18 protein-coding genes and 1 pseudogene are annotated in these 18,678 nt (G+C 69.6%); 12 read left to right on the top strand and 7 right to left on the bottom strand.

Annotation, left to right across the window (positions count from 1 at the left end; translation table 11 throughout):
• The 3 genes and pseudogenes from A9W96_RS22525 to A9W96_RS22515 form a co-directional block, all read left to right on the top strand.
• Window positions 1-388: pseudogene (locus A9W96_RS22525) on the top strand (ArsA family ATPase); the annotation flags it as partial.
• Window positions 376-774, top strand: coding sequence for a hypothetical protein (locus A9W96_RS22520; protein WP_066862597.1), 399 nt, complete (start codon window positions 376-378; stop codon window positions 772-774). The pseudogene A9W96_RS22525 and the gene A9W96_RS22520, both read left to right, overlap by 13 nt.
• An 86-nt stretch (window positions 775-860) precedes the next feature.
• A complete protein-coding gene (locus tag A9W96_RS22515; RefSeq protein ID WP_066862594.1) occupies window positions 861-1,589 on the top strand; it encodes a 1-acyl-sn-glycerol-3-phosphate acyltransferase in 729 nt (242 codons plus the stop codon).
• Here A9W96_RS22515 and A9W96_RS22510 read toward each other — a convergent pair.
• Window positions 1,586-2,878 carry a glycosyltransferase 87 family protein gene (locus A9W96_RS22510; RefSeq protein ID WP_067143200.1) on the bottom strand — a complete coding sequence of 431 codons (1,293 nt, stop codon included), beginning with the start codon at window positions 2,876-2,878 and terminating at the stop codon, window positions 1,586-1,588. The two genes, A9W96_RS22515 and A9W96_RS22510, sit on opposite strands and share 4 nt — an antisense overlap.
• Window positions 2,879-2,971: 93 nt before the next feature.
• Between A9W96_RS22510 and A9W96_RS22505 the strand changes: the two genes are divergently transcribed.
• The 3 genes from A9W96_RS22505 to A9W96_RS22495 all read left to right on the top strand — a co-directional run bounded on the left by A9W96_RS22505 (window position 2,972) and on the right by A9W96_RS22495 (window position 5,959).
• Window positions 2,972-3,856 (top strand): hypothetical protein, encoded by an 885-nt coding sequence (locus tag A9W96_RS22505; protein ID WP_067143197.1) that lies wholly within the window; start codon window positions 2,972-2,974, stop codon window positions 3,854-3,856.
• Window positions 3,857-3,989: 133 nt separating this feature from the next.
• Entirely contained in the window at window positions 3,990-4,484 is a 495-nt protein-coding gene (locus A9W96_RS22500; RefSeq protein ID WP_066871683.1) for a polyadenylate-specific 3'-exoribonuclease AS, read from the top strand.
• Window positions 4,485-4,570: 86 nt separating this feature from the next.
• Window positions 4,571-5,959, top strand: a complete 1,389-nt coding sequence (locus A9W96_RS22495) for a class II 3-deoxy-7-phosphoheptulonate synthase (protein ID WP_067020496.1) — start codon at window positions 4,571-4,573, stop codon at window positions 5,957-5,959.
• Here A9W96_RS22495 and A9W96_RS22490 read toward each other — a convergent pair.
• Entirely contained in the window at window positions 5,956-7,407 is a 1,452-nt protein-coding gene (locus tag A9W96_RS22490; protein WP_067143194.1) for an NAD(P)/FAD-dependent oxidoreductase, read from the bottom strand. The genes A9W96_RS22495 and A9W96_RS22490 overlap by 4 nt on opposite strands.
• Before the next feature lie 103 nt (window positions 7,408-7,510).
• The gene (locus A9W96_RS22485) at window positions 7,511-8,806 is read right to left on the bottom strand and encodes a protein kinase (protein ID WP_231999803.1); all 1,296 of its coding nucleotides are present in this window, start codon (window positions 8,804-8,806) and stop codon (window positions 7,511-7,513) included.
• An 80-nt stretch (window positions 8,807-8,886) separates the two neighbouring features.
• Here A9W96_RS22485 and A9W96_RS22480 point away from each other — a divergent pair, with 80 nt between their 5' ends.
• Entirely contained in the window at window positions 8,887-9,291 is a 405-nt protein-coding gene (locus A9W96_RS22480) for an Rv2175c family DNA-binding protein (protein ID WP_007770743.1), read from the top strand.
• A 10-nt stretch (window positions 9,292-9,301) separates the two neighbouring features.
• On the opposite strand, the gene A9W96_RS22475 is transcribed toward A9W96_RS22480, so the two are convergent.
• The gene (locus tag A9W96_RS22475; RefSeq protein ID WP_067143191.1) at window positions 9,302-10,855 is read right to left on the bottom strand and encodes an alpha-(1->6)-mannopyranosyltransferase A; all 1,554 of its coding nucleotides are present in this window, start codon (window positions 10,853-10,855) and stop codon (window positions 9,302-9,304) included.
• Window positions 10,856-10,858: 3 nt separating this feature from the next.
• Entirely contained in the window at window positions 10,859-11,908 is a 1,050-nt protein-coding gene (gene idsA2, locus A9W96_RS22470) for a bifunctional (2E,6E)-farnesyl/geranyl diphosphate synthase (RefSeq protein WP_066873381.1), read from the bottom strand.
• Between the two features lie 270 nt (window positions 11,909-12,178).
• Here idsA2 and A9W96_RS22465 point away from each other — a divergent pair, with 270 nt between their 5' ends.
• Window positions 12,179-13,075, top strand: coding sequence for a mycobacterial-type methylenetetrahydrofolate reductase (locus A9W96_RS22465; RefSeq protein WP_066873384.1), 897 nt, complete (start codon window positions 12,179-12,181; stop codon window positions 13,073-13,075).
• Here the strand turns inward: A9W96_RS22465 and A9W96_RS22460 are convergent, their stop codons facing one another.
• Together A9W96_RS22460 and A9W96_RS22455 are read right to left on the bottom strand one after the other, a co-directional pair.
• Window positions 13,076-13,807 carry a DUF3153 domain-containing protein gene (locus tag A9W96_RS22460; protein ID WP_082972542.1) on the bottom strand — a complete coding sequence of 244 codons (732 nt, stop codon included), beginning with the start codon at window positions 13,805-13,807 and terminating at the stop codon, window positions 13,076-13,078.
• Window positions 13,808-13,888: 81 nt separating this feature from the next.
• On the bottom strand, window positions 13,889-14,497 hold the full coding sequence (locus tag A9W96_RS22455; RefSeq protein WP_066873392.1) for an N-acetyltransferase: 609 nt from the start codon (window positions 14,495-14,497) through the stop codon (window positions 13,889-13,891).
• A 350-nt stretch (window positions 14,498-14,847) separates the two neighbouring features.
• Here A9W96_RS22455 and A9W96_RS22450 point away from each other — a divergent pair, with 350 nt between their 5' ends.
• From A9W96_RS22450 to A9W96_RS22435, 4 genes are all read left to right on the top strand, one after another.
• Complete coding sequence (locus tag A9W96_RS22450) at window positions 14,848-15,249, top strand: DUF3040 domain-containing protein (protein ID WP_066873395.1); 402 nt, start codon at window positions 14,848-14,850, stop codon at window positions 15,247-15,249.
• Window positions 15,250-15,652: 403 nt separating this feature from the next.
• Window positions 15,653-16,084, top strand: coding sequence for a division/cell wall cluster transcriptional repressor MraZ (gene mraZ, locus A9W96_RS22445; RefSeq protein WP_066873398.1), 432 nt, complete (start codon window positions 15,653-15,655; stop codon window positions 16,082-16,084).
• The gene (gene rsmH, locus A9W96_RS22440) at window positions 16,059-17,324 is read left to right on the top strand and encodes a 16S rRNA (cytosine(1402)-N(4))-methyltransferase RsmH (RefSeq protein ID WP_156765371.1); all 1,266 of its coding nucleotides are present in this window, start codon (window positions 16,059-16,061) and stop codon (window positions 17,322-17,324) included. Before mraZ ends, rsmH begins: the two co-directional genes overlap by 26 nt.
• Window positions 17,321-18,565 (top strand): hypothetical protein, encoded by a 1,245-nt coding sequence (locus A9W96_RS22435; protein WP_067143188.1) that lies wholly within the window; start codon window positions 17,321-17,323, stop codon window positions 18,563-18,565. Before rsmH ends, A9W96_RS22435 begins: the two co-directional genes overlap by 4 nt.
• The last annotated feature ends 113 nt before the right edge of the window (window positions 18,566-18,678 follow it).

Raw genomic sequence — 18,678 nt, 5'->3', positions numbered from 1 at the left:
CGACGCCACCATCGGCGAGGTGGCGCTGGTGATGACCCCGCACCTGTCCGGCGAGCCGATCGGCCCCAAGGCGCTGAGCGGGCTGCTCGACGCGGCGCGGCGCCGCGGCGGCACGGCGCCGCCGGGCCCGTTGCGGCCCACCGTGGACCTCGAATCCGGGACGGGACTAGGGTCCGTCTACCGGATGCGGCTGGTGTTGCCGCAACTCGATCCGTCGGGCCTGACGCTGGGCCGCGTCGATGACGATCTGATCATCAGCGCCGGGGGATTGCGGCGCAGGGTTAGGTTGGCATCAGTACTTCGGCGGTGCACCGTGTTGGACGCACACCTACGGGGTAGCGAACTGACGGTGCGTTTTCAACCAGATCCGGAGGTGTGGCCGAAGTGAGTGGTGGGGGTCATTCCGACATCGGTCCGGAACTGCGCAGGCTCGCCCAGACGATCCTCGACGGCATCGACCCCGCGGTGCGCGCGGCGGCGGCGCTGACGGCCGGCGCGGGCGTGGGCACCGGTAAGTGCCAACAGGTGTGGTGCCCGGTATGCGCGCTGGCCGCGCTGGCCACCGGCGACCAGCACCCGTTGCTCACCGCGATCGCCGACCACAGCATCGCCCTGCTCGAGGTGATTCGCGACATCGTCAACGACATCGACCGGTCCGGCGGCCCGGCGCCGGAACCGCCGCCCGACGGTCCGCCCGGTGGCGGGCCCGGCGCTCCCGCCGACGCCGCATCGCGGACCCGGTATCAGCCCATCCCGGTCACGCTCGAGGAGTGAGCCGCCTGCGTCGCAGGTGGTCGGTTCGGGTGGGGATGGGTACAGTTGGCGCAGAACATCAGCGGGAATAGCCGAGAGGGAGGGCCATGTGGTACTGGCTGTTCAAGTACGTGCTCCTCGGCCCGCTGCTGTCACTGCTGGGACGCCCGAAAGTCGAAGGCCTAGAACACGTTCCGAGTTCCGGGCCGGCGATACTGGCCAGTAACCACCTGGCGGTGATGGACAGCTTCTACCTTCCGCTGGTGGTGCGTCGCCGGATCACGTTTTTGGCCAAGTCGGAGTACTTCACCGGCACCGGTTTCAAGGGCTGGTTCCAGCGGTGGTTCTTCACCGCCGTCGGCCAGGTGCCGATCGACCGCACCGACGCCGACAGCGCCCGGGCCGCGCTCACGACGGCGCAGCAGGTGCTGAGCCAGGGCAAGCTGCTGGGCATGTACCCCGAGGGCACCCGGTCGCCGGACGGCCGGCTGTACAAGGGCAAGACGGGACTGGCCCGGCTGGCGCTGGAGACTGGTGTTCCGGTGATCCCGGTCGCGATGATCGGCACCAACGTCGTCAACCCGCCCGGCACGAACATGCTGCGGTTCGGCCGGGTCACCGTCCGCTTCGGCAAGCCGATGGACTTCTCCCGGTTCGACGGGCTGGCCGGCAACCGCTTCATCGAGCGGGCCGTCACCGACGAAGTGATCTATGAGCTGATGGGGCTGTCCGGTCAGGAATACGTCGACATCTACGCGGCGAGCCTAAAAAAGGGCGGTGACGACGGCGCCGCCAACGGCGAGGCCGTCCGGATCCCCGAAACCGCGGCCGGTTAGCCGACGGCGGTAGCCGGCGCCAGCTGCTGCGGGGTCGCATCCCGCGCCAATCCGCGGGCGGTGACGGTGACACCCACCGTGACGAGCACCGCCAGCGCCCACCACACATAGGACATCCCGGCGAGCTGACGCCACCAGACTGCGCTGGCCTCGTGGTGCTTGGGCAGCAGGTCGATCGGCGACCACCGCATCAGCGCCGCCCCCGCGGCGCTGACCACGATCAGCGCCGCATTGCGGCGCCGCCAGCCCACGATCGCCGTCACCAGCACCGCCGGCAGCACCCAGACCCAGTGGTGCGACCAGGACACCGGCGAGACCACCAGCCCGAACAGCGCGACGCAGACCAGCGCGAGCGTGGGCTCCTCGGCGCGCAACACCCGTCGCATCGCCCAGACCGTCAGCGCCAGCACCAGCAGCGACGCGGCCACCCAGAGCAGGGAGCGTTCCTGTTGCCCGAGCCCCAGCCGGGCCAGCGCGCCGGCGATGTTCTGGTCGGTGTTCAACGACGCGGAACCGATCCGGTCGGTGTGATGCACGGTGTGCGTCCAGTACTCCCACGAGTCGTTCCAGGCCAGCACGAAACCCAGCAGCGTCGCCCCCACGAAAGACGCCAGCGCGGTCAGCGCGGCCCGGGTGTCACGGCGCAGCAGGAAATAGAGCAGGAACACCGCCGGGGTCAGCTTCAGCGCCATACCCAGGCCCAGCAACAGCCCGCGCGGCCACGGCGTGCGCCGCGGCACGCAGTCGGCGACCACCAGCGTCATCAGCACCACGTTGATCTGGCCGAAGGCGAAGTTCGAGCTGATCGGTTCCAGCCAGACCGTCGCCGCCGCCGCTGCGACGATCGCCAGCCACCACCGGCGCAGCCAGGCCGGACCGGGCAGCTTCGCCGAGGTGCTCCAGACGTCGAGGCGGGTCAGCACGATCACCGTCGACACCACCAGCAGCAACAGTGTCAGGGCGGTGATCGCGACGCTGGCGGTGGGCATGTGCATCCAGGCGAACGGGCAGAACACGATGGCCGCCAGCGGCGGATAGGTGAACGGCAGATCCACGATCGGCGTGTGGAACAGCACGTCCCCGCGGTACAGCGGGTGGCCGTCCATCCACGCCCGCGCGCCCATCTGATAGACATCGATGTCGATGCGATAGGGCGTGTGCCCGAACAGCTGCCACGCCGCATAACTGAGCCCCGCGGCGGCGGTCAGCCACGCCAGCCCCCACCACAGCACCCACCCGGGGCCCCGCTTGCCTGCCAAGCCCACGCCGGGCGCCTGCCGTGTACTCATGTCGCACCACAGCGTAATGGGTGCGCGGCCCCCGACCCGCCTGGTGCAGCGCGGGTCCCACGTGCCCGGCGCAGACAGGCGTAGCTTTCAAGAGTGCTCCATTCGTTCGTGTCCGAGGTGACCCGATGGTTTGCCCACGACGTGTACGACCGCGGGCACCTGCCGCTGCTGTGCTGCCTGGTCGCCTTCATCCTGACGTTTTTCGTCACGCGGACGTTCGTGCGGTTGATCCGGCACCGCGCGGACAACGGCCGGCCCACCCGGTGGTGGCACCCGCGCAACGTCCACGTCGGGGGGGTGCACATCCACCACGTGACCTTCGGGGTGGTGCTGACCCTGCTCTCCGGCCTGACGCTGGTCACGCTGGCCATCGACGGGCATGAACCCGAATTCACCATCGCGGCAGCCTTTTTCGGGATCGGCGCCGCCCTGGTTCTGGACGAGTACGCACTGATCCTGCACCTGTCCGACGTGTACTGGTCCGAAGACGGCCGCACCTCGGTGGACGCGGTGTTCGCCGCGGTGGCGGTGGCCGGGCTGTTGATCATGGGTCTGCACCCGCTGATGTTTTTCCTGCCGATCTGGCACAACGCCGACTCGGCACTGCTGCGGGCCGTGGTGGCCAGCGCCATGGCGCTGACGTTGCCCCTGGCCGTCGTGGTGGTGCTCAAGGGCAAGGTGTGGACCGGCCTGCTGGGCATGTTCCTGGTCATCCTGCTGGTGATCGGCGCCATCCGGCTGTCGCGCCCGCACGCCCCGTGGGCGCGGTGGCGGTATTCGACGCAACCGGACAAGATGCGCCGCGCGCTGCAACGCGAGCGGAGACTGCGCCGCCCGGTGGTGCGGGCCAAGCTGTACCTGCAGTGCGCCATCGCCGGCACACCGCGGCTGCCCGACGAACGCACCGTCGACGCCACGCTCGACCACGAGATCCACCCCGCGCCGGCGCCCACCGGGCCCATCCTGATCAGTCGGTAGCCGGCTTCCCGGCCGATGGACCGGCTCCTCTTTCGTGCCGTGCCGGTACTCATCGTCGCCGTTCTAGGCCGATGGACCGGCTCCTCTTTCGTGCCGTGCCGGTACTCATCGTCGCCCGTCTAGGCTTTCTCCGGTGCGGTACTTCTACGACACCGAATTCATCGAGGACGGCCGCACCATCGAGCTGATCTCGATCGGGGTGGCCGCCGAAGACGGCCGCGAGTACTACGCGGTGTCCACCGAATTCGACCCCGAGCGCGCCGGGCCCTGGGTGCGCGCCAACGTGCTGCCCAAGCTGCCGCCCCCGGCGTCGCAGCTGTGGCGCTCGCGCCGCCAGATCCGGGAGGACCTGGAGGACTTCTTCGGCCTGAATTCCGGGCGGGCGGCCGCCGAGCCGATCGAGCTGTGGGCGTGGGTGGCGGCCTACGACCACGTGGCCTTGTGTCAGCTGTGGGGCACCATGCCGGAGCTGCCGCGAGCGATCCCGCGCTTCACCCGTGAGCTGCGGCAACTGTGGGAGGACCGGGGCAGCCCACGGATGCCGCCCCGATCGTCCGACGCGCACGACGCGCTGGTCGACGCGCGCGATCAGCTCCGCAGATACCGGCTCATCACCGGTGGGGACTGAGACGCCGGCGGGACGCACCCGGCCGGGCCGCGTTCCCGCAGATCAGCCCTGACCAGGGACCCCCGCGCCGCGGTTACGATGGACCGATGAACTGGACCGTCGACATACCGATCGATCAGCTGCCGCCGCTGCCGCCGCTGCCGACCGATCTGCGGGCGCGGCTGGACGCCGCACTGGCCAAACCGGCCGCCCAGCAGCCCAGCTGGCCCGCCGACCAGGCGACGGCGATGCGCACGGTCCTCGAAAGCGTCCCGCCGGTGACGGTGCCGTCGGAGATCGTCCGGTTGCAGGAGCAGCTGGCCCAGGTGGCCCGGGGCGAGGCGTTCCTGCTGCAGGGTGGGGACTGCGCGGAGACGTTCACCGAGAACACCGAACCCCACATCCGCGGCAACGTCCGCACGCTGCTGCAGATGGCGGTGGTGCTGACATACGGCTCGAGCATGCCGGTGGTCAAGGTGGCCCGCATCGCCGGCCAGTACGCCAAGCCGCGCTCGGCCGACATCGACGCGTTGGGGTTGAAGTCCTACCGCGGCGACATGATCAACGGCTTCGCCCCGGACGCCGCCGTGCGCGACCACGACCCGTCGCGGCTGGTGCGCGCCTACGCCAACGCCAGTGCGGCGATGAACCTGGTTCGGGCGCTGACGTCGTCGGGATTGGCCTCGCTGCACCTGGTGCACGACTGGAACCGGGAATTCGTCCGGACCTCGCCGGCCGGCGCCCGATACGAGGCGCTGGCCACCGAGATCGATCGCGGGCTGCGCTTCATGAGCGCCTGCGGGGTGGCCGACCGAAACCTGCAGACCGCCGAGATCTACGCCAGCCATGAGGCTTTGGTGCTGGACTACGAGCGGTCCATGCTGCGCCTGTCCGAAAGCGACGGCGGCGAACCGCAGCTGTATGACCTGTCCGCGCACACCGTGTGGATCGGTGAGCGCACCCGCCAGCTCGACGGCGCGCACATCGCCTTCGCCGAAGTGATCGCCAACCCGATCGGCGTCAAGATCGGCCCGACGATCACCCCGGAGCTGGCCGTCGAATACGTCGAGCGGCTCGACCCGAACAACAAGCCCGGCCGGCTGACGCTGGTGAGCAGGATGGGCAACAACAAGGTTCGCGACCTGCTGCCCCCGATCGTGGAGAAAGTCCAGGCCACCGGTCACCAGGTGATCTGGCAGTGCGACCCGATGCACGGCAACACCCACGAGTCGTCCAACGGTTACAAGACCCGCCACTTCGATCGCATCGTCGACGAGGTGCAGGGCTTCTTCGAGGTGCACCGCGCGCTGGGCACGCACCCGGGCGGCATTCACGTCGAGATCACCGGCGAGAACGTCACCGAGTGTTTGGGTGGCGCGCAAGACATTTCGGACACCGACCTGGTCGGCCGTTACGAAACCGCTTGCGACCCACGGCTGAACACCCAGCAGTCGCTGGAGTTGGCCTTCCTCGTCGCCGAGATGCTGCGCGACTAGCCGCGCGCCGAAAGCCGCTCCCGCTGTACGCCCTGCGACGCCGGGGTGGCCGGGGCAGTGCGGCTTCGCTTCGAGGTGAGCCGGGCTCGCAGGTTGCCCCACACGATGCGCGGTAACAGGGCGGGATCCTGCAGCCGTGAGGGCGGGTCGATGAAGTTGGAGACCCGAAAGAAGCGTTCGGTCAGGACGACGTCCCGGGTCGAGGCGTTCAGTGCGGCGCGCGAGACCCAGCCTGAGAGTCGCCGGCGTAGTCCGCGCGGCCGGTAGCCGCCGGACGTGGCCCGGTCCCTGGCCCGATTGGCGGCCCACGTCTGGCCGATGTACTGGGCCGTTGCCCGGAAAAAGCGTTGCGCCAGTTGGGCATCGCCCGCGCTCAGGCAATCGCGCAGGGTCAGTGCTTCGAGCGCGGCGATCGTCATGCCCTGGCCGTAGGTCGGATCGAGGCTGCAGAGCGCGTCGCCCATCACCAGCAAACCCGAAGGGAAATCGGCCATTTGGTCGTAGCGCCGCCAGATCGCGGCGGTGTGGTGGAATGTCACAGCTTCACCGATGGGATAGGCGCGGCGCAGGCCCTCGATAATGGCCGGGGGCAGCGCCGGCTCGGCCATCGCGAGCATCGCGGCGAAATCGGTTGGCGGCTCGCCGGCCTCGACCGGCACACCGATCGCCAGCATGAACGTGTCGTGCTCGTTGGCCAGCAACAAGCCCCCCGGCCGCCCGCCCCCCGGGTTGAACATCACCAGCCGCTGGGCGATCGATCCCTCGGGCATGCTCAACTGTTGGCTCGCGTAGCCGTATCGGGCCACCGCCCGATCCTCGGTTGGCCGTGCATAACCCAGGCTCTCCAGAAACGCCGGGGTGCGTGCGGCGCGCCCCATGGCGTCCACCACCAGATCGGCGTCCAGCTCGGTGAGAAAACCGTTGTAGCGCCGGGTGATTCGCACGCCGTTGACGATGTCCGCGGTGTTGAGAAGTTCGGACACGTCGTGCCCGTCGAGGAAGGTCACGTTCGGCAGGGCCTTGACCCGCCGACGGACGTGAAACTCCATGAACGGCCGGGTCGTCATGTGCAGCGCCAACGCGTCCGGATCGGCGAACGTCCCCGAGTGTTTCATCTCGTAGCGCCCGAAGCGCACATAGAACCGCGACAGATCGCCGTCGTCGACGACGACCGCCCCCGCCCTGGACAGGTCCTCGAGCAGGCCGGGAAACAATTCTTCCAGCACCTGCAGGCCGCGGCTGTAGAAGTTGTGCACGTGACGGCCCTGGGGGATTCCCCGCCGGTGGCACGGATGGTCGGGCAATCTGTCCCGCTCGACCACACTGACCGAATCGTAGAACTCCGAAAGTACACGCGCGGCAAGCAAACCCGCCATTCCGGCACCCAGTACGACTGCGTGCTCGCCGAGCCGGTTCGGCGAGTCGACGCGATGCGTTGTCGAACCCATGCAGAAGTACGGTACACCAAAATTAAGAAAAATAAGAGAATTTTGTGATTACTTTAAGACGCGTGTCGTCGTGCCGGGTTACGTCGACCCCGAGTGCGGCCGGCTACAGCAGACCGTTGAGGTTGCTACCGACCGTCCACGCCGCGGTCGCGACCAGCCCGGTGATCGCCAGGATCACCGCCACCCAGACCAGCACCATGCGCCGGTTGTGCTGGCGCGCCCAGACGAACTCGCTGATCGGGATGCCCGCGAATTCGCCTGTGACAGCCTCGTATTCGTAGTCGTCCTCGGGCTCGACGTCGGGCTGCACCGGGCGTTTCGGCTCCGGCCAGTCCTGCGGCCCCCGCGTCAGCTGGCGCGTGGGTGCACGCACCGGCGCCGGTCCGGGCGGCGTGGGCCGGTGCGGCGGCCGCTGGCCCACCCGGCTGTGCTGCGCCGCCGCCGAACGGTGTTGCGCGGAGTTGCGTGGCGCCGGCACGGAGAACTCCGGCAGCGCAAGCTCGTCGGCGATGGCGTCGAGGTCGGCTCGCATCTCGATCGCGTCGGCGTAGCGGTCGGCGGGGCCGCGGGCCGTGGCGCGCTGGACGAATTCGTCGAACTGCCCGGGCACGCCGTCGATGACCGCACTCGGCGGCGGCACGTCGGTGTCCAGCCGCTGGTAGGCGAGCGACAACGCCGAGTCGCCGGTGAACGGTGTGCGCCCGGTGAGCAGCTCGTAGGTCATGATCCCCGCGGAGTAGACGTCGCTGCGCGCCGTGGCGGTGCCGTCGCGCACCTGTTCGGGTGACAGATAGGCGGCGGTGCCCAAAATGACGCTGGCGGAGGTGATTCCGGCGGCGGCGACGGCTCGCACCAACCCGAAGTCGGCGATCTTGACCTCGCCGTCGTCGGAGATCAGCACGTTCTCGGGCTTGACGTCGCGATGCACCAGGCCGGCCCGGTGCGCGGCGGCCAGCCCGCCCAGCACCGGACGAAGCACCGCGGCGACGGCATAGGGCGGCATGGGTCCGCGTTCGCCCAGCAGTTCGCGCAGCGTGCCGCCCTCGATGAGCTCCATCACCAGAAACGGGTGCCGGGCGTCCAGGCCCTGGTCGTAGACCGCGACCAGCCCGGGATCCTTCAGTCGGGCGACGGTCTGGGCCTCGCGCTGGAAGCGGGTCAGGAATTGCTCGTCGCCGGCGTAGCGAGAATCCATCACCTTCACCGCGACGGGGCGGTCCAGGCGGGTATCCAGGCCGCGGTACACCGTCGACGTGCCGCCGCTGGCGATCCTGGACTGAACCAGGTAGCGGCCGTCCAGCAAGGCGTTCTCCAACGGATCGGCCGACCCGGATTGGGGACGGCGACCATGCGGGCCGACCCGGCCCGAGGCGGGGCCGGGCGATTGCGCTTGGGCCACGGGGCCATCGTAGGTGTGCGGCGGTGATTGGCCGGTAGAACACGGGTTCAAGGTGGCCATCTAGGCCTACACTTGCCGGGATGAGCAGTATTCCTGCCGGCGACGATGTGCTAGAGCCCGACGAGCCGATCTATGACCTCAAGCGGGTCGCCGAACTGATGGGGGTGCCGGTCACCAAGGTGCATCAGCAACTCCGGGAGGGCCACCTGGTTGCGGTTCGCCGCGACGAGGGTCTGGTGGTGCCGCAAGTGTTCTTCACCAAGTCCGGTGAGGTGGTCAAGAGCCTGCCGGGACTGCTGACCATCCTGCACGACGGCGGCTACCACGACACCGAGATCGTGCGCTGGTTGTTCACCCGGGATCCCTCGTTGACGGTCACCCGTGACGGCAGCCGCGACGCCCTCAACAACGCCCGTCCGGTCGACGCCCTGCACGCCCATCAGGCCCGTGAGGTCGTGCGCCGGGCGCAAGCGATGGCCTACTGAGCCCGTTCGCTCAATCGGCGGGGGCGTCGGCCGCGACGCCCGCGGGCTCGGCCTGCCGCGCAGGGGCCCGATACAGGCTGTAGCCGGCGATCAGCGCGCAGACGGTGGCCAGCGAAAAGTGCAACCACGAGTACATGCCGTGCGAGCCATCGGGTTTGAAGATCACCATCACCCAGGTCGACACGCCGCCGATGAGCGCGACCGCCCGCCGCGACTGCGCCAGCGGGGCCACGATCGCCAGCGGCCACGAGTAGTACCAGGGCAGCGCGGCCGGCACGAACAGCACCACGATCAACATCGACCACGCGATGCCGGTAAGCGCGGCCCGGTCGTCGCGGCGAAACCGCCACCACAACAGCGGCAGCGAAATCGCGATGATCGCGATGCCGGCCAGCCGGGTGACGCGAAGGATCGGATAGAAGCTCACCGGGAAGAACCCGCCGCCGATCGCGTGGATCAGGTTGGCGGCCGCGGTGGGCACGGTCAACCAGTTGATGATCTTCACCGATCCGGCCAGCGCGGTCAGCCAGCCCAGGCCGACGCCCGCCACCGCCGACAGGACCGCGAACACCACCAAAAAGATCAGCAGCGACAACGCCGTGGCCGCGAAAAACGCTGGCACCGGCCGATATCCGCGCCGATCGCGCAGCTGACGCGCCCACACCCACACCAGAAAAGGCAGCGCGATGCCGGCGGTGGCTTTGACCGCGATCGCGACGGTGATCAGCGTGATGCCGGCAACGGGGCGGCCACCGAACGTCAACGCGATGCCGGCGGCCATCAGGCCCACCATCAGCATCTCGTTGTGCACCCCACCCATCAGATGGATGAGCACCAGGGGGTTGAGCACGCAGATCCACAGCGCCGTCGCACCGTCGGCGCCCAGCTGGTGCGCGATGCGGGGAGTCGCCCAGACCAGCAGCGCCAGGCCGGGCAGCATGCACAGTCGCAGCAACGCGGTGCCGGCCACCACGTTGTTGCCGACCACGATGGTGATGATCTTGGCCACCAGGATGAACACCGGGCCATAGGGTGCGGTGGTGATCGACCAGATGGGACTGACGTTGTCCAACAGGCTGTTTGGGTTGGCGACCGGGCCGACGGCGTACGGGTCCAGTCCGTCGCGCAGCAACGCCCCCTGCGCCAGGTAGGAATAGGTGTCCCGGCTGAAGACGGGCACCGACACCAGCAGCGGCGCCAGCCAGAACGCGGTGGTGGCCTTCATGACGAACTCGGTCGCCTCGCCGGCCAACACCCGACGACCCAGGGCGAGCCACGCGATCAGCATCAGACCGACACCGGTCCACAACACGATCGACGACAGCACCAGGCCGTGCCCAAAACGCAACCAGGACATGTGCATCGACTCGAGCAGCGGGTCGTGCTGGCGGGTGCTGCCCGCGCCCAAACCGCCCAGCGTGATCAGCACCGAGCCGAGCATGCCCAGTTTCGCCGGGCGGGAGTCGCCGGCGGCGAGGAAGGCCTTCAGCCGTGAAACCCATTCACCGCGTGCCGGTTTGGCCGCCGGTGAGTCGGCTGTCGGGCTATCGATTGGCGTCGTCATCGGTCAGGCGGACCGGTTCGTGGCCAGCTTGGCCAATTCGGACAGGCCCGCTTTGGCCGCGGTGTTGATGGGTGCGGCCGCCAGGGTGGCCAGCGCCCGCTGGGTCAGCGTGGCGATCCGCTGTTCGGCCGCGGCCAGCGCCCCCACCGACTCGATGACGTCGCGCAGCTGATCCACCTGCGCATCGGTCAGCCGGGCCCCGATTGAAGTGCGTAACAGGTTGGCCGCCAACGGGTCTGACTTCTCCGCCAGCTCCACCGCCTCGGCCAGCAGCACGGTGCGCTTGCCCGATCGCAGATCGTCCCCGGACGGCTTGCCGGTCACCGCGGGGTCACCGAACACGCCCAGCACGTCGTCGCGCAGCTGGAACGCCACCCCCAGGTCTGTGCCGAACTGGCTGAAGACGTCGTGGACGTCGGGCCGGTCGGCGGCGGCGGCCGCCCCGAGTTGCAGCGGCCGGGACACGGTGTAGCAGGCGGTTTTGAAGGTGTCGACGTTCATCGCCGAGGCGATCGAGGCGGCCGCGCTGGCCTCGGCGACGATGTCGAGGTACTGCCCGCCGAGCACCTCGGTGCGAATGTTCGCCCACACCCGCCGCACCCGGCGCGCCGCCTGCGGCGTCAACTCCACCCCGAACACGATGTCGTCGGCCCAGGCCAGCGCGAGATCGCCGAGCAGGATGGCCGCCGACATCCCGAACTGCTCGGGCGAGCCCTGCCAGTGGCGCTCGCGATGCAGCGCCGCGAACTGGACGTGGGTGGTCGGCCGGCCGCGCCGGGTGGAGGAGTCGTCGATCACGTCGTCGTGCACCAGTGCGCAGGCGTGCAGCAGCTCGAGCGCGGAAAACAGCAGCAGCGCTTGCTCATCGGGCGCTTCGGTGGTCACCGCGCGCCAGCCCCAATAGGCGAAGGCGGGCCGCAGCCGCTTGCCCCCGCCCAGCACGAAGTCTTCCAGCGCGGCGATCAGACCGCTGTAGTCGTCTCCGATGTACGCGGTCTCGGTGCGCCGGTCGTGCATGTACCGCCGCAACTGGTCGGTGATGGCGCCGGTCAACTCGACGGTTGCCGCTGCTGCTGTGGCTCCTAGGCTCAGCGCGGCGCCCCTTTCTGCTCGGCTGGCTGGGTGTTCCAGGCCCGACCAGTGTATTCGCCGCAGCGCCCGGGTCGCCTTCCCCACGGTTTCCCCACGGCGCGGTCGGGCGGACCCAGTTGCTTCGCATGGCTCACGAACCCGCCCCTATGCTGGCGGGTGCGCTGGGGGCCGCGAATGCTGCGCGGCCGCAAGACGCCCCGGGCCAATAGTCGTCAGATGGAGAGAAGCCGCGTGACCCTCAACACCATTGCGCTCGAGCTGGTGCCGCCGAACGCCGACGAAGGTCGGGAGCGGGCGCTGGAAGAGGCGCACAAAGTGGTGCGGAATTCGGCCGAGGCGGGCCTGGGCGGCCGGATCCGGCACGTGATGATTCCGGGGATCATCGCCGAGGACGACGACCGCCCCATCCAGATGAAGCCCAAGCTGGACGTGCTCGACTTCTGGTCGATCGTCAAGCCGGAACTGCCCGGGATCAACGGCCTGTGCACGCAGGTCACCGCCTTCATGGACGAGGCGTCGCTGCGCGCGCGGCTGACCGAACTGACCTCGGCGGGCATGGAGGGCGTGGTGTTCGTCGGGGTGCCGCGCACCATGAACGACGGCGAGGGCTCCGGCGTCGCCCCCACCGACGCCCTGTCGATCTACCGCGAGCTGGTGACCAACCGCGGCGTGATCCTCATCCCCACCCGGGACGGCGAACAGGGCCGGTTCAACTTCAAGTGCGACCAGGGCGCCACCTACGGTATGACGCAGCTGCTGTACTCCGACGCGATCGTGGGCTTCCTGAGCGAGTTCGCCAGGCAAACCGACCACCGGCCGGAGATCCTGCTGTCATTCGGCTTCGTGCCGAAGATGGAGAGCCGGGTCGGGCTGATCAACTGGCTCATCCAGGACCCGGGCAACCCGGCGGTGGCCGCCGAGCAGGAGTTCGTCAGGAAGCTGGCCGCCGGCGAACCGGCGCAGAAGCGCCAGCAGATGCTCGACCTGTACAAGCGGGTCATCGACGGGGTTGCCGAGCTGGGCTTCCCGTTGAGCATCCACCTCGAGGCGACCTACGGAAATTCCGGGCCGGCCTTCCAGACGTTCGCGGAGATGCTCGCCTACTGGTCACCGGGCCGGCAGGGGTAGCTAGCTGGGCGGCGGCTGGTCGCGCGGCGCCGTCAACCGCGGTGACCGGTCCCGGCTGACCCAGGCCAGCAGTCCCACCACCCCGGCGGCCGCGAACGACGCGATGCACAGCCACACCACCGCACCGGTGAAGGAACGGGTGTTGGGGTCGGTGTAGCGGGCCTGGGCGGTCATGGTGGTCACCACCCCGGGCTTGAGCTTCCACGACACCACGTCGGGCTCGACCCGGTCACCGTTGGTTGAGGTCACCACCCCGGGGAACGCGACCGTCAGTTCGACGTCGGCCTCGGGATCGGTCAGCGAGGTCAGATCCGCCCGACCCTCCAGGATCACCAGGTTGCCGTTGCGGCGCAGCGTCAGGTTCACCCCGGAGGCGTCGGAGTTCATGTTGGCCAGCTGCGGCAACTCCGCGAACGTCAGGTCGGAGAACACCGCCTGCGAGCCGACGTAGCCGTCGCTGTCGTAGTTCGACACCGCCACCTTCTGGCTGAACGGCAGGTTGTTGCTGTCCAGTTGGGGGCCGGTGTCCTTGGGGGTCTTGGGTTTCGCGGCGGCGACGATCTCGCCGGACACCAGGTCGTCGGGGGAGATGGTGAGCGAGGCCCGGACCCGCAGGCACCCGGTGGCCAACGGCACCACCAGCAGCAGCAGCGCGAGGGCGGTCAGGCGGCGCCGTCGAGTTCGAGACGCTCGGGATCCTCGGCTGCGGGGCGGGGGAGAGCTGGCTCGCACCAGGTCATCGTGCCAGATCCGATGTGCCACCCGAATGAGGTGGCGTCTTCCGACCTGGGCCGGGTCGCGGGCCGGCTCCGGCTATAGCGGTAGCTTGCGGCCCAGGATCGCAAAAGCCCGCGGGTCGCCGGCGAAGTGGTAGCCGCGAATGACGTCGGTGAAGCCCAGGCGCCGATACAACCGCCAGGCGCGGTTGGGCTCACCATTGGTTTCCGGCGTGGAAAGCAGCACATTCTGTTCGGCGCGACCGGCGAGCAGCCGTCGGGCCAGCGCCTCGCCCAGCCCGCGGCCCTGGGCGCGGGGGTGGATGTGCAGCTCGGTCAGCTCGAAGTAGCTGTTCATCAGCCGCGAGATCTCCTGCGGCGGTGAGCCGCCGCGCTGCATGCCCAGCACCACCTGCTGTTGCCACCATTGCCCGGGCGCGCCGGGATAGCCGTAGGCCACCCCGAGCAACGGGGCACTGGCCAGGGCCTCGGCCGAGGGCGGTTGCCCGCCTGCGCCTTCGGCCTCCTCGGTTTCGACGACGCCGGCCCCCTGCCAGCCCCGCCGCCGGATGTGTTCCAGCCACATCGCGGCGCGCTGGTTCTCGGTGCCGCGTGGGTAGCGCATCGCATCGACGTACACCGCCAGGGCGTCACCGAGGCGACGCTCCATGTCGTGGGGCAGCAGATCGATGAGAAATATCGCCAACTCGCGGTCTCCTCCTCATCGGTTCCTCATCGGCGCGCGGGGCGCTGCGGTGCGTCGGCGGCATGTGGTCGCGGCGGGCCGGGCCGCTATCGCCCATTATCGGACCCGCGTGCGACGGCCCGACGAGTGGTCGTGACACCGGACCGACGAACGGCCGCGGTTCGGGAAGCCGGTTGTAGCGCACGGCAGTTCCGGTCTGCGGGGGCGTCCGCGGGCGGCCGGGATAGAATCGGCGCCGAACCAGTGGTATGGGGCAGATTGACCTCGTATCATTTCAATTAGTTGCCCCCGCAACGGGCATCCGCGTGCTACCGATAGTCACGTGCCTAACAGTCGGCAAGGAGGGACGAATGCCACTCTCCGATCATGAGCAGCGGATGCTCGATCAGATCGAGAGCGCTCTCTACGCCGAGGACCCCAAATTCGCGTCGAGTGTTCGCGGTGGAGGTTTTCGCGCACCGACCGCCCGCCGGCGGTTGCAGGGCGTGGCGCTGTTCGTCATCGGTCTCGCGATGCTGGTCTCCGGGGTGGCGTTCAAGGCGACGATGATCGGAAACTTCCCGATCCTCAGCGTCTTCGGGTTCATCGTCATGTTCGGCGGAGTGATCTTCGCGATCACCGGCCCCCGGTTGTCTGGCAGGCCCGACCATTCCGGCCCGGCGGCCACGTCGCTGCGTCAACGCCGCAATAAGAGCGGGGGCTCGTTCACCAGCCGCATGGAGGACCGGTTCCGCCGTCGTTTCGACGACTAACCGCATCCACACACACTCGGGGTAGCCATCGGCTGCCCCGATTCGTTTTCCGGGGCCGGGCGCCATCGGCCGGGCATCCGGCCTCCGCGCAACCGTCGATGCCGTTTTGCTGCTCGATCGAGGCCTAACCGCAGCGCGTCTCGGTATCGATGCCCCACCACGCCCCACTAAAGTCCCCCACAACGCCCCACCGACGGTATTTCGCCTGGTAATCGGGCCGCGATCCAGAGCGCGACAGCCACCCCGGGCGGGGCGCGACACACCCTTTGCGCGGCTTTGACGGCGTCCTGACGACGGATAACCCTGAAAACGCCGCGGCGACACCCTAAGAATGGGGCGTAGTGGGGGATTGTGGGGTATGGTGGCTGCAGTGTTTGGGTGACCCCATAGGGGAGGTGAGCTGGTGTTTCTCGGCACCTACACGCCCAAACTCGACGACAAGGGGCGGCTCACGCTGCCCGCCAAGTTCCGCGACGCACTGGCAGGGGGGTTGATGGTCACCAAGAGCCAGGACCACAGCCTCGCCGTCTACCCGCGGGCGGAATTCGAGCAACTGGCCCGCCGCGCGAGCAAGGCGTCGCGGAGCAACCCCGACGCCCGGGCGTTTCTCCGGAATCTCGCCGCCGGCACCGACGAACAGCATCCCGATGCGCAGGGCCGGATCACGTTATCGGCCGACCACCGGCGCTACGCCAACCTTTCCAAGGACTGCGTGGTGATCGGCGCGATCGACAACCTCGAGATCTGGGATGCGCAGGCATGGCAGGACTACCAGCAGACCCACGAAGAGAACTTCTCCGCGGCCAGCGATGAAGCACTCGGCGACATCATCTGAGGCGCATGCCCGTGCACCGTGGCCTCTGCCCGAACCGACCCTGGCGTACTTCCCCAACGCCAGGTTCGCGACTTCGGTCAGAGACCTCGGTGCAGGGGCCGCCCCTCTTCCCGAGCACCTGCCAAGGCCCGTCCGGGCGGCACAGACCCGACGCGGAGCGAGGACCCGCCCGTCGGGGGTGCGGGCGGCCGACGGATGCCGGCAGATTCGTGGAGGCGTTGCGGTGGCTGACAATTCGAGTCCCGACGATTACGGGCATGTCCCCGTCCTGCTGGAACGCTGCGTCGAACTGCTCACGCCCGCGCTGACCCGCCACCACCCCGACGGGTCGGGGGCGACGCTGGTCGATGCCACCCTCGGCGCGGGCGGGCATGCGGAGCGGTTCCTCACCGACCTGCCGGGCCTGCGGCTGATCGGGCTCGATCGCGATCCCAGCGCGCTGGACATCGCCCGGGCGCGGCTGGCGCGCTTCGCCGACCGCCTCACGCTGGTGCACACCCGCTACGACGACGTCGCCACGGCGCTGGATGAATCCGGTTATGCGGCAATCGAATCCGTGGACGGGATGCTGTTCGACCTCGGGGTGTCGTCCATGCAGCTCGATCGCACCGAGCGCGGCTTCGCCTATGCCCAGGACGCGCCGCTGGACATGCGGATGGACCCCTCGTCGCCGCTGACCGCGGCCGACATCGTCAACACCTATGACGAGGCGGAGCTGGCGAGGATCTTGCACCGCTACGGCGAGGAGCGGTTCGCGCGCCGCATCGCCGCGCACATCGTGCGCCGCCGGGCCCGCGAGCCGTTCAGGTCGACCGCGGACCTGGTGGCCCTGCTCTACGAAGCGATTCCGGCCGCGGCCCGGCGCACCGGCGGACACCCGGCCAAGCGCACCTTTCAGGCGCTGCGGGTCGCGGTCAACGACGAACTGGACACGCTGCGCAACGCGCTACCGGCCGCCCTGGACGCCCTCGACGTGGGCGGGCGCATCGTGGTGATGGCCTACCAATCGCTGGAGGACCGGATCGTCAAGCGGCTCTTCGCCCAGGCGGTCGCGTCCCGCACCCCGGTGGACCTGCCGGTCGAACTCCCCGGCCACGAGCCGCGATTCCAGTCCCTGACGCACGGCGCCGATCGGGCCGACGCCACCGAGATCGAACGCAATCCACGCAGTGCCGCAGTGCGATTGCGGGCGCTGCAACGAATGCAGTCACAGCAGGCTAGCGGGAGAGGCGACGCATGAGAGCAGAGCGCGAGACGTCGAAGCGGCGCGGCGGCAGCGATCGCCGGGGCGGGCGCGACGGCGCTGCCCGGCGGACCCGCGCGGCCGAGTCCGGATCGGCGCGGCGCGCCCGAAGCGGCCGCACCTCGGCGCCGGCCCGTGAGGCCCGCGCGCCCAAGTCAGCACCGCAGACCAGCCCCATCGCCCGGCCGGTGGAGCGGCCGGCCCGGCCCAAAAGCACCAGCCAGGCCAAGGCGCGGGCCAAGGCGCGCAAGGCCAAGGCCCCCAAGGTTGTTCGGCCTCGCCTGACCGAGCGGTTGGCCGCCCGGCTGGCCTCGATCGACCTGCGGCCGCGCACCCTGGCCAGCAAGGTCCCGTTCGTCGTGCTGATCATCGGTGCGCTGGGCATCGGGCTGGGGCTCACGCTGTGGCTGTCCACCGACTCCGCGGAACGCTCGTACAAGTTGAGTCACGCCCGGGAGCGCACCCGGTTGCTGCAGCAGCAGAAGGAGGCGCTGGAGCGCGACGTGCGCGAGGCGGAGGCCGCCCCGGCGCTGGCGGAGGCGGCCCGCAAGCAAGGCATGATCCCGAGCCGGGACACCGCGCACCTGGTGCAGGATCCGTCCGGGAACTGGGTGGTGGTCGGCACGCCGAAGCCGGCCGACGGCGTTCCGCCGCCGCCGCTGAACGCCAAGCTGCCCGACGAGGCGCCCCAGCCCCCGAAGCCGCCGGCCGCTCCTCCGGAGGTCTCGATCCGGATGGAACCGGCCCCCGGCGGCCCCGTCCCGGCCAGGTCCGGGCCCGAAGCGCTACTGCGCGCGCCCGACGGCGCGTCGACGGTGGGCGGTCAGCACCTGCCGCCGGCGGCGCCCCCGGTGCCCGGCGCGCCTGCCGCGCCCGGTGTGCCCCCCACGGGTACGCTGCCCGGCATGCCAGGCGGACCGGCGACGGGTGCATTGCCCGGCATGCCCGCTGCCCCGGCCACCGGCGCACTGCCCGGCATGCTGCCGGCGATGCCGACGCCGGGACTGCCCATGCCGGCCGGACCGGCGACCGCTCCGGCGCCCCCCGAGGTGTCGATTCCCCTGGGCGGGTTGCCGATTCCGGCTCCCGGCCAGATGCCCGCACCGTTGCCCGCCGAGATTCCGATCCCGGTGCAGTTGGGCCGCCCGGCCGCGCCGGCTCAACCGGCGGTCCCCGCCGCCCCGGTCAACGGCCTGCCCGGGCCCGCGGCCGGCGCGGCGCCAGGTGCCCCCAGGTGAGCCGCGGTGAATCCCCGCGGGCCCGCCGGTCGCAGTCGGCGCGCCCGACGCGTGGTCCCCGTAAGGACTTGGCGGGCAAGGGCGTCCGGCAACCCAAGCGCCGCCTGAAACCG

Source organism: Mycobacterium sp. 1245852.3 (genome assembly GCF_001669335.1).
Lineage (GTDB): Bacteria > Actinomycetota > Actinomycetes > Mycobacteriales > Mycobacteriaceae > Mycobacterium > Mycobacterium europaeum_A.
Note: the sequence above shows the minus strand (reverse complement) of the source record. Positions and strands in the feature narration are given on the sequence as shown.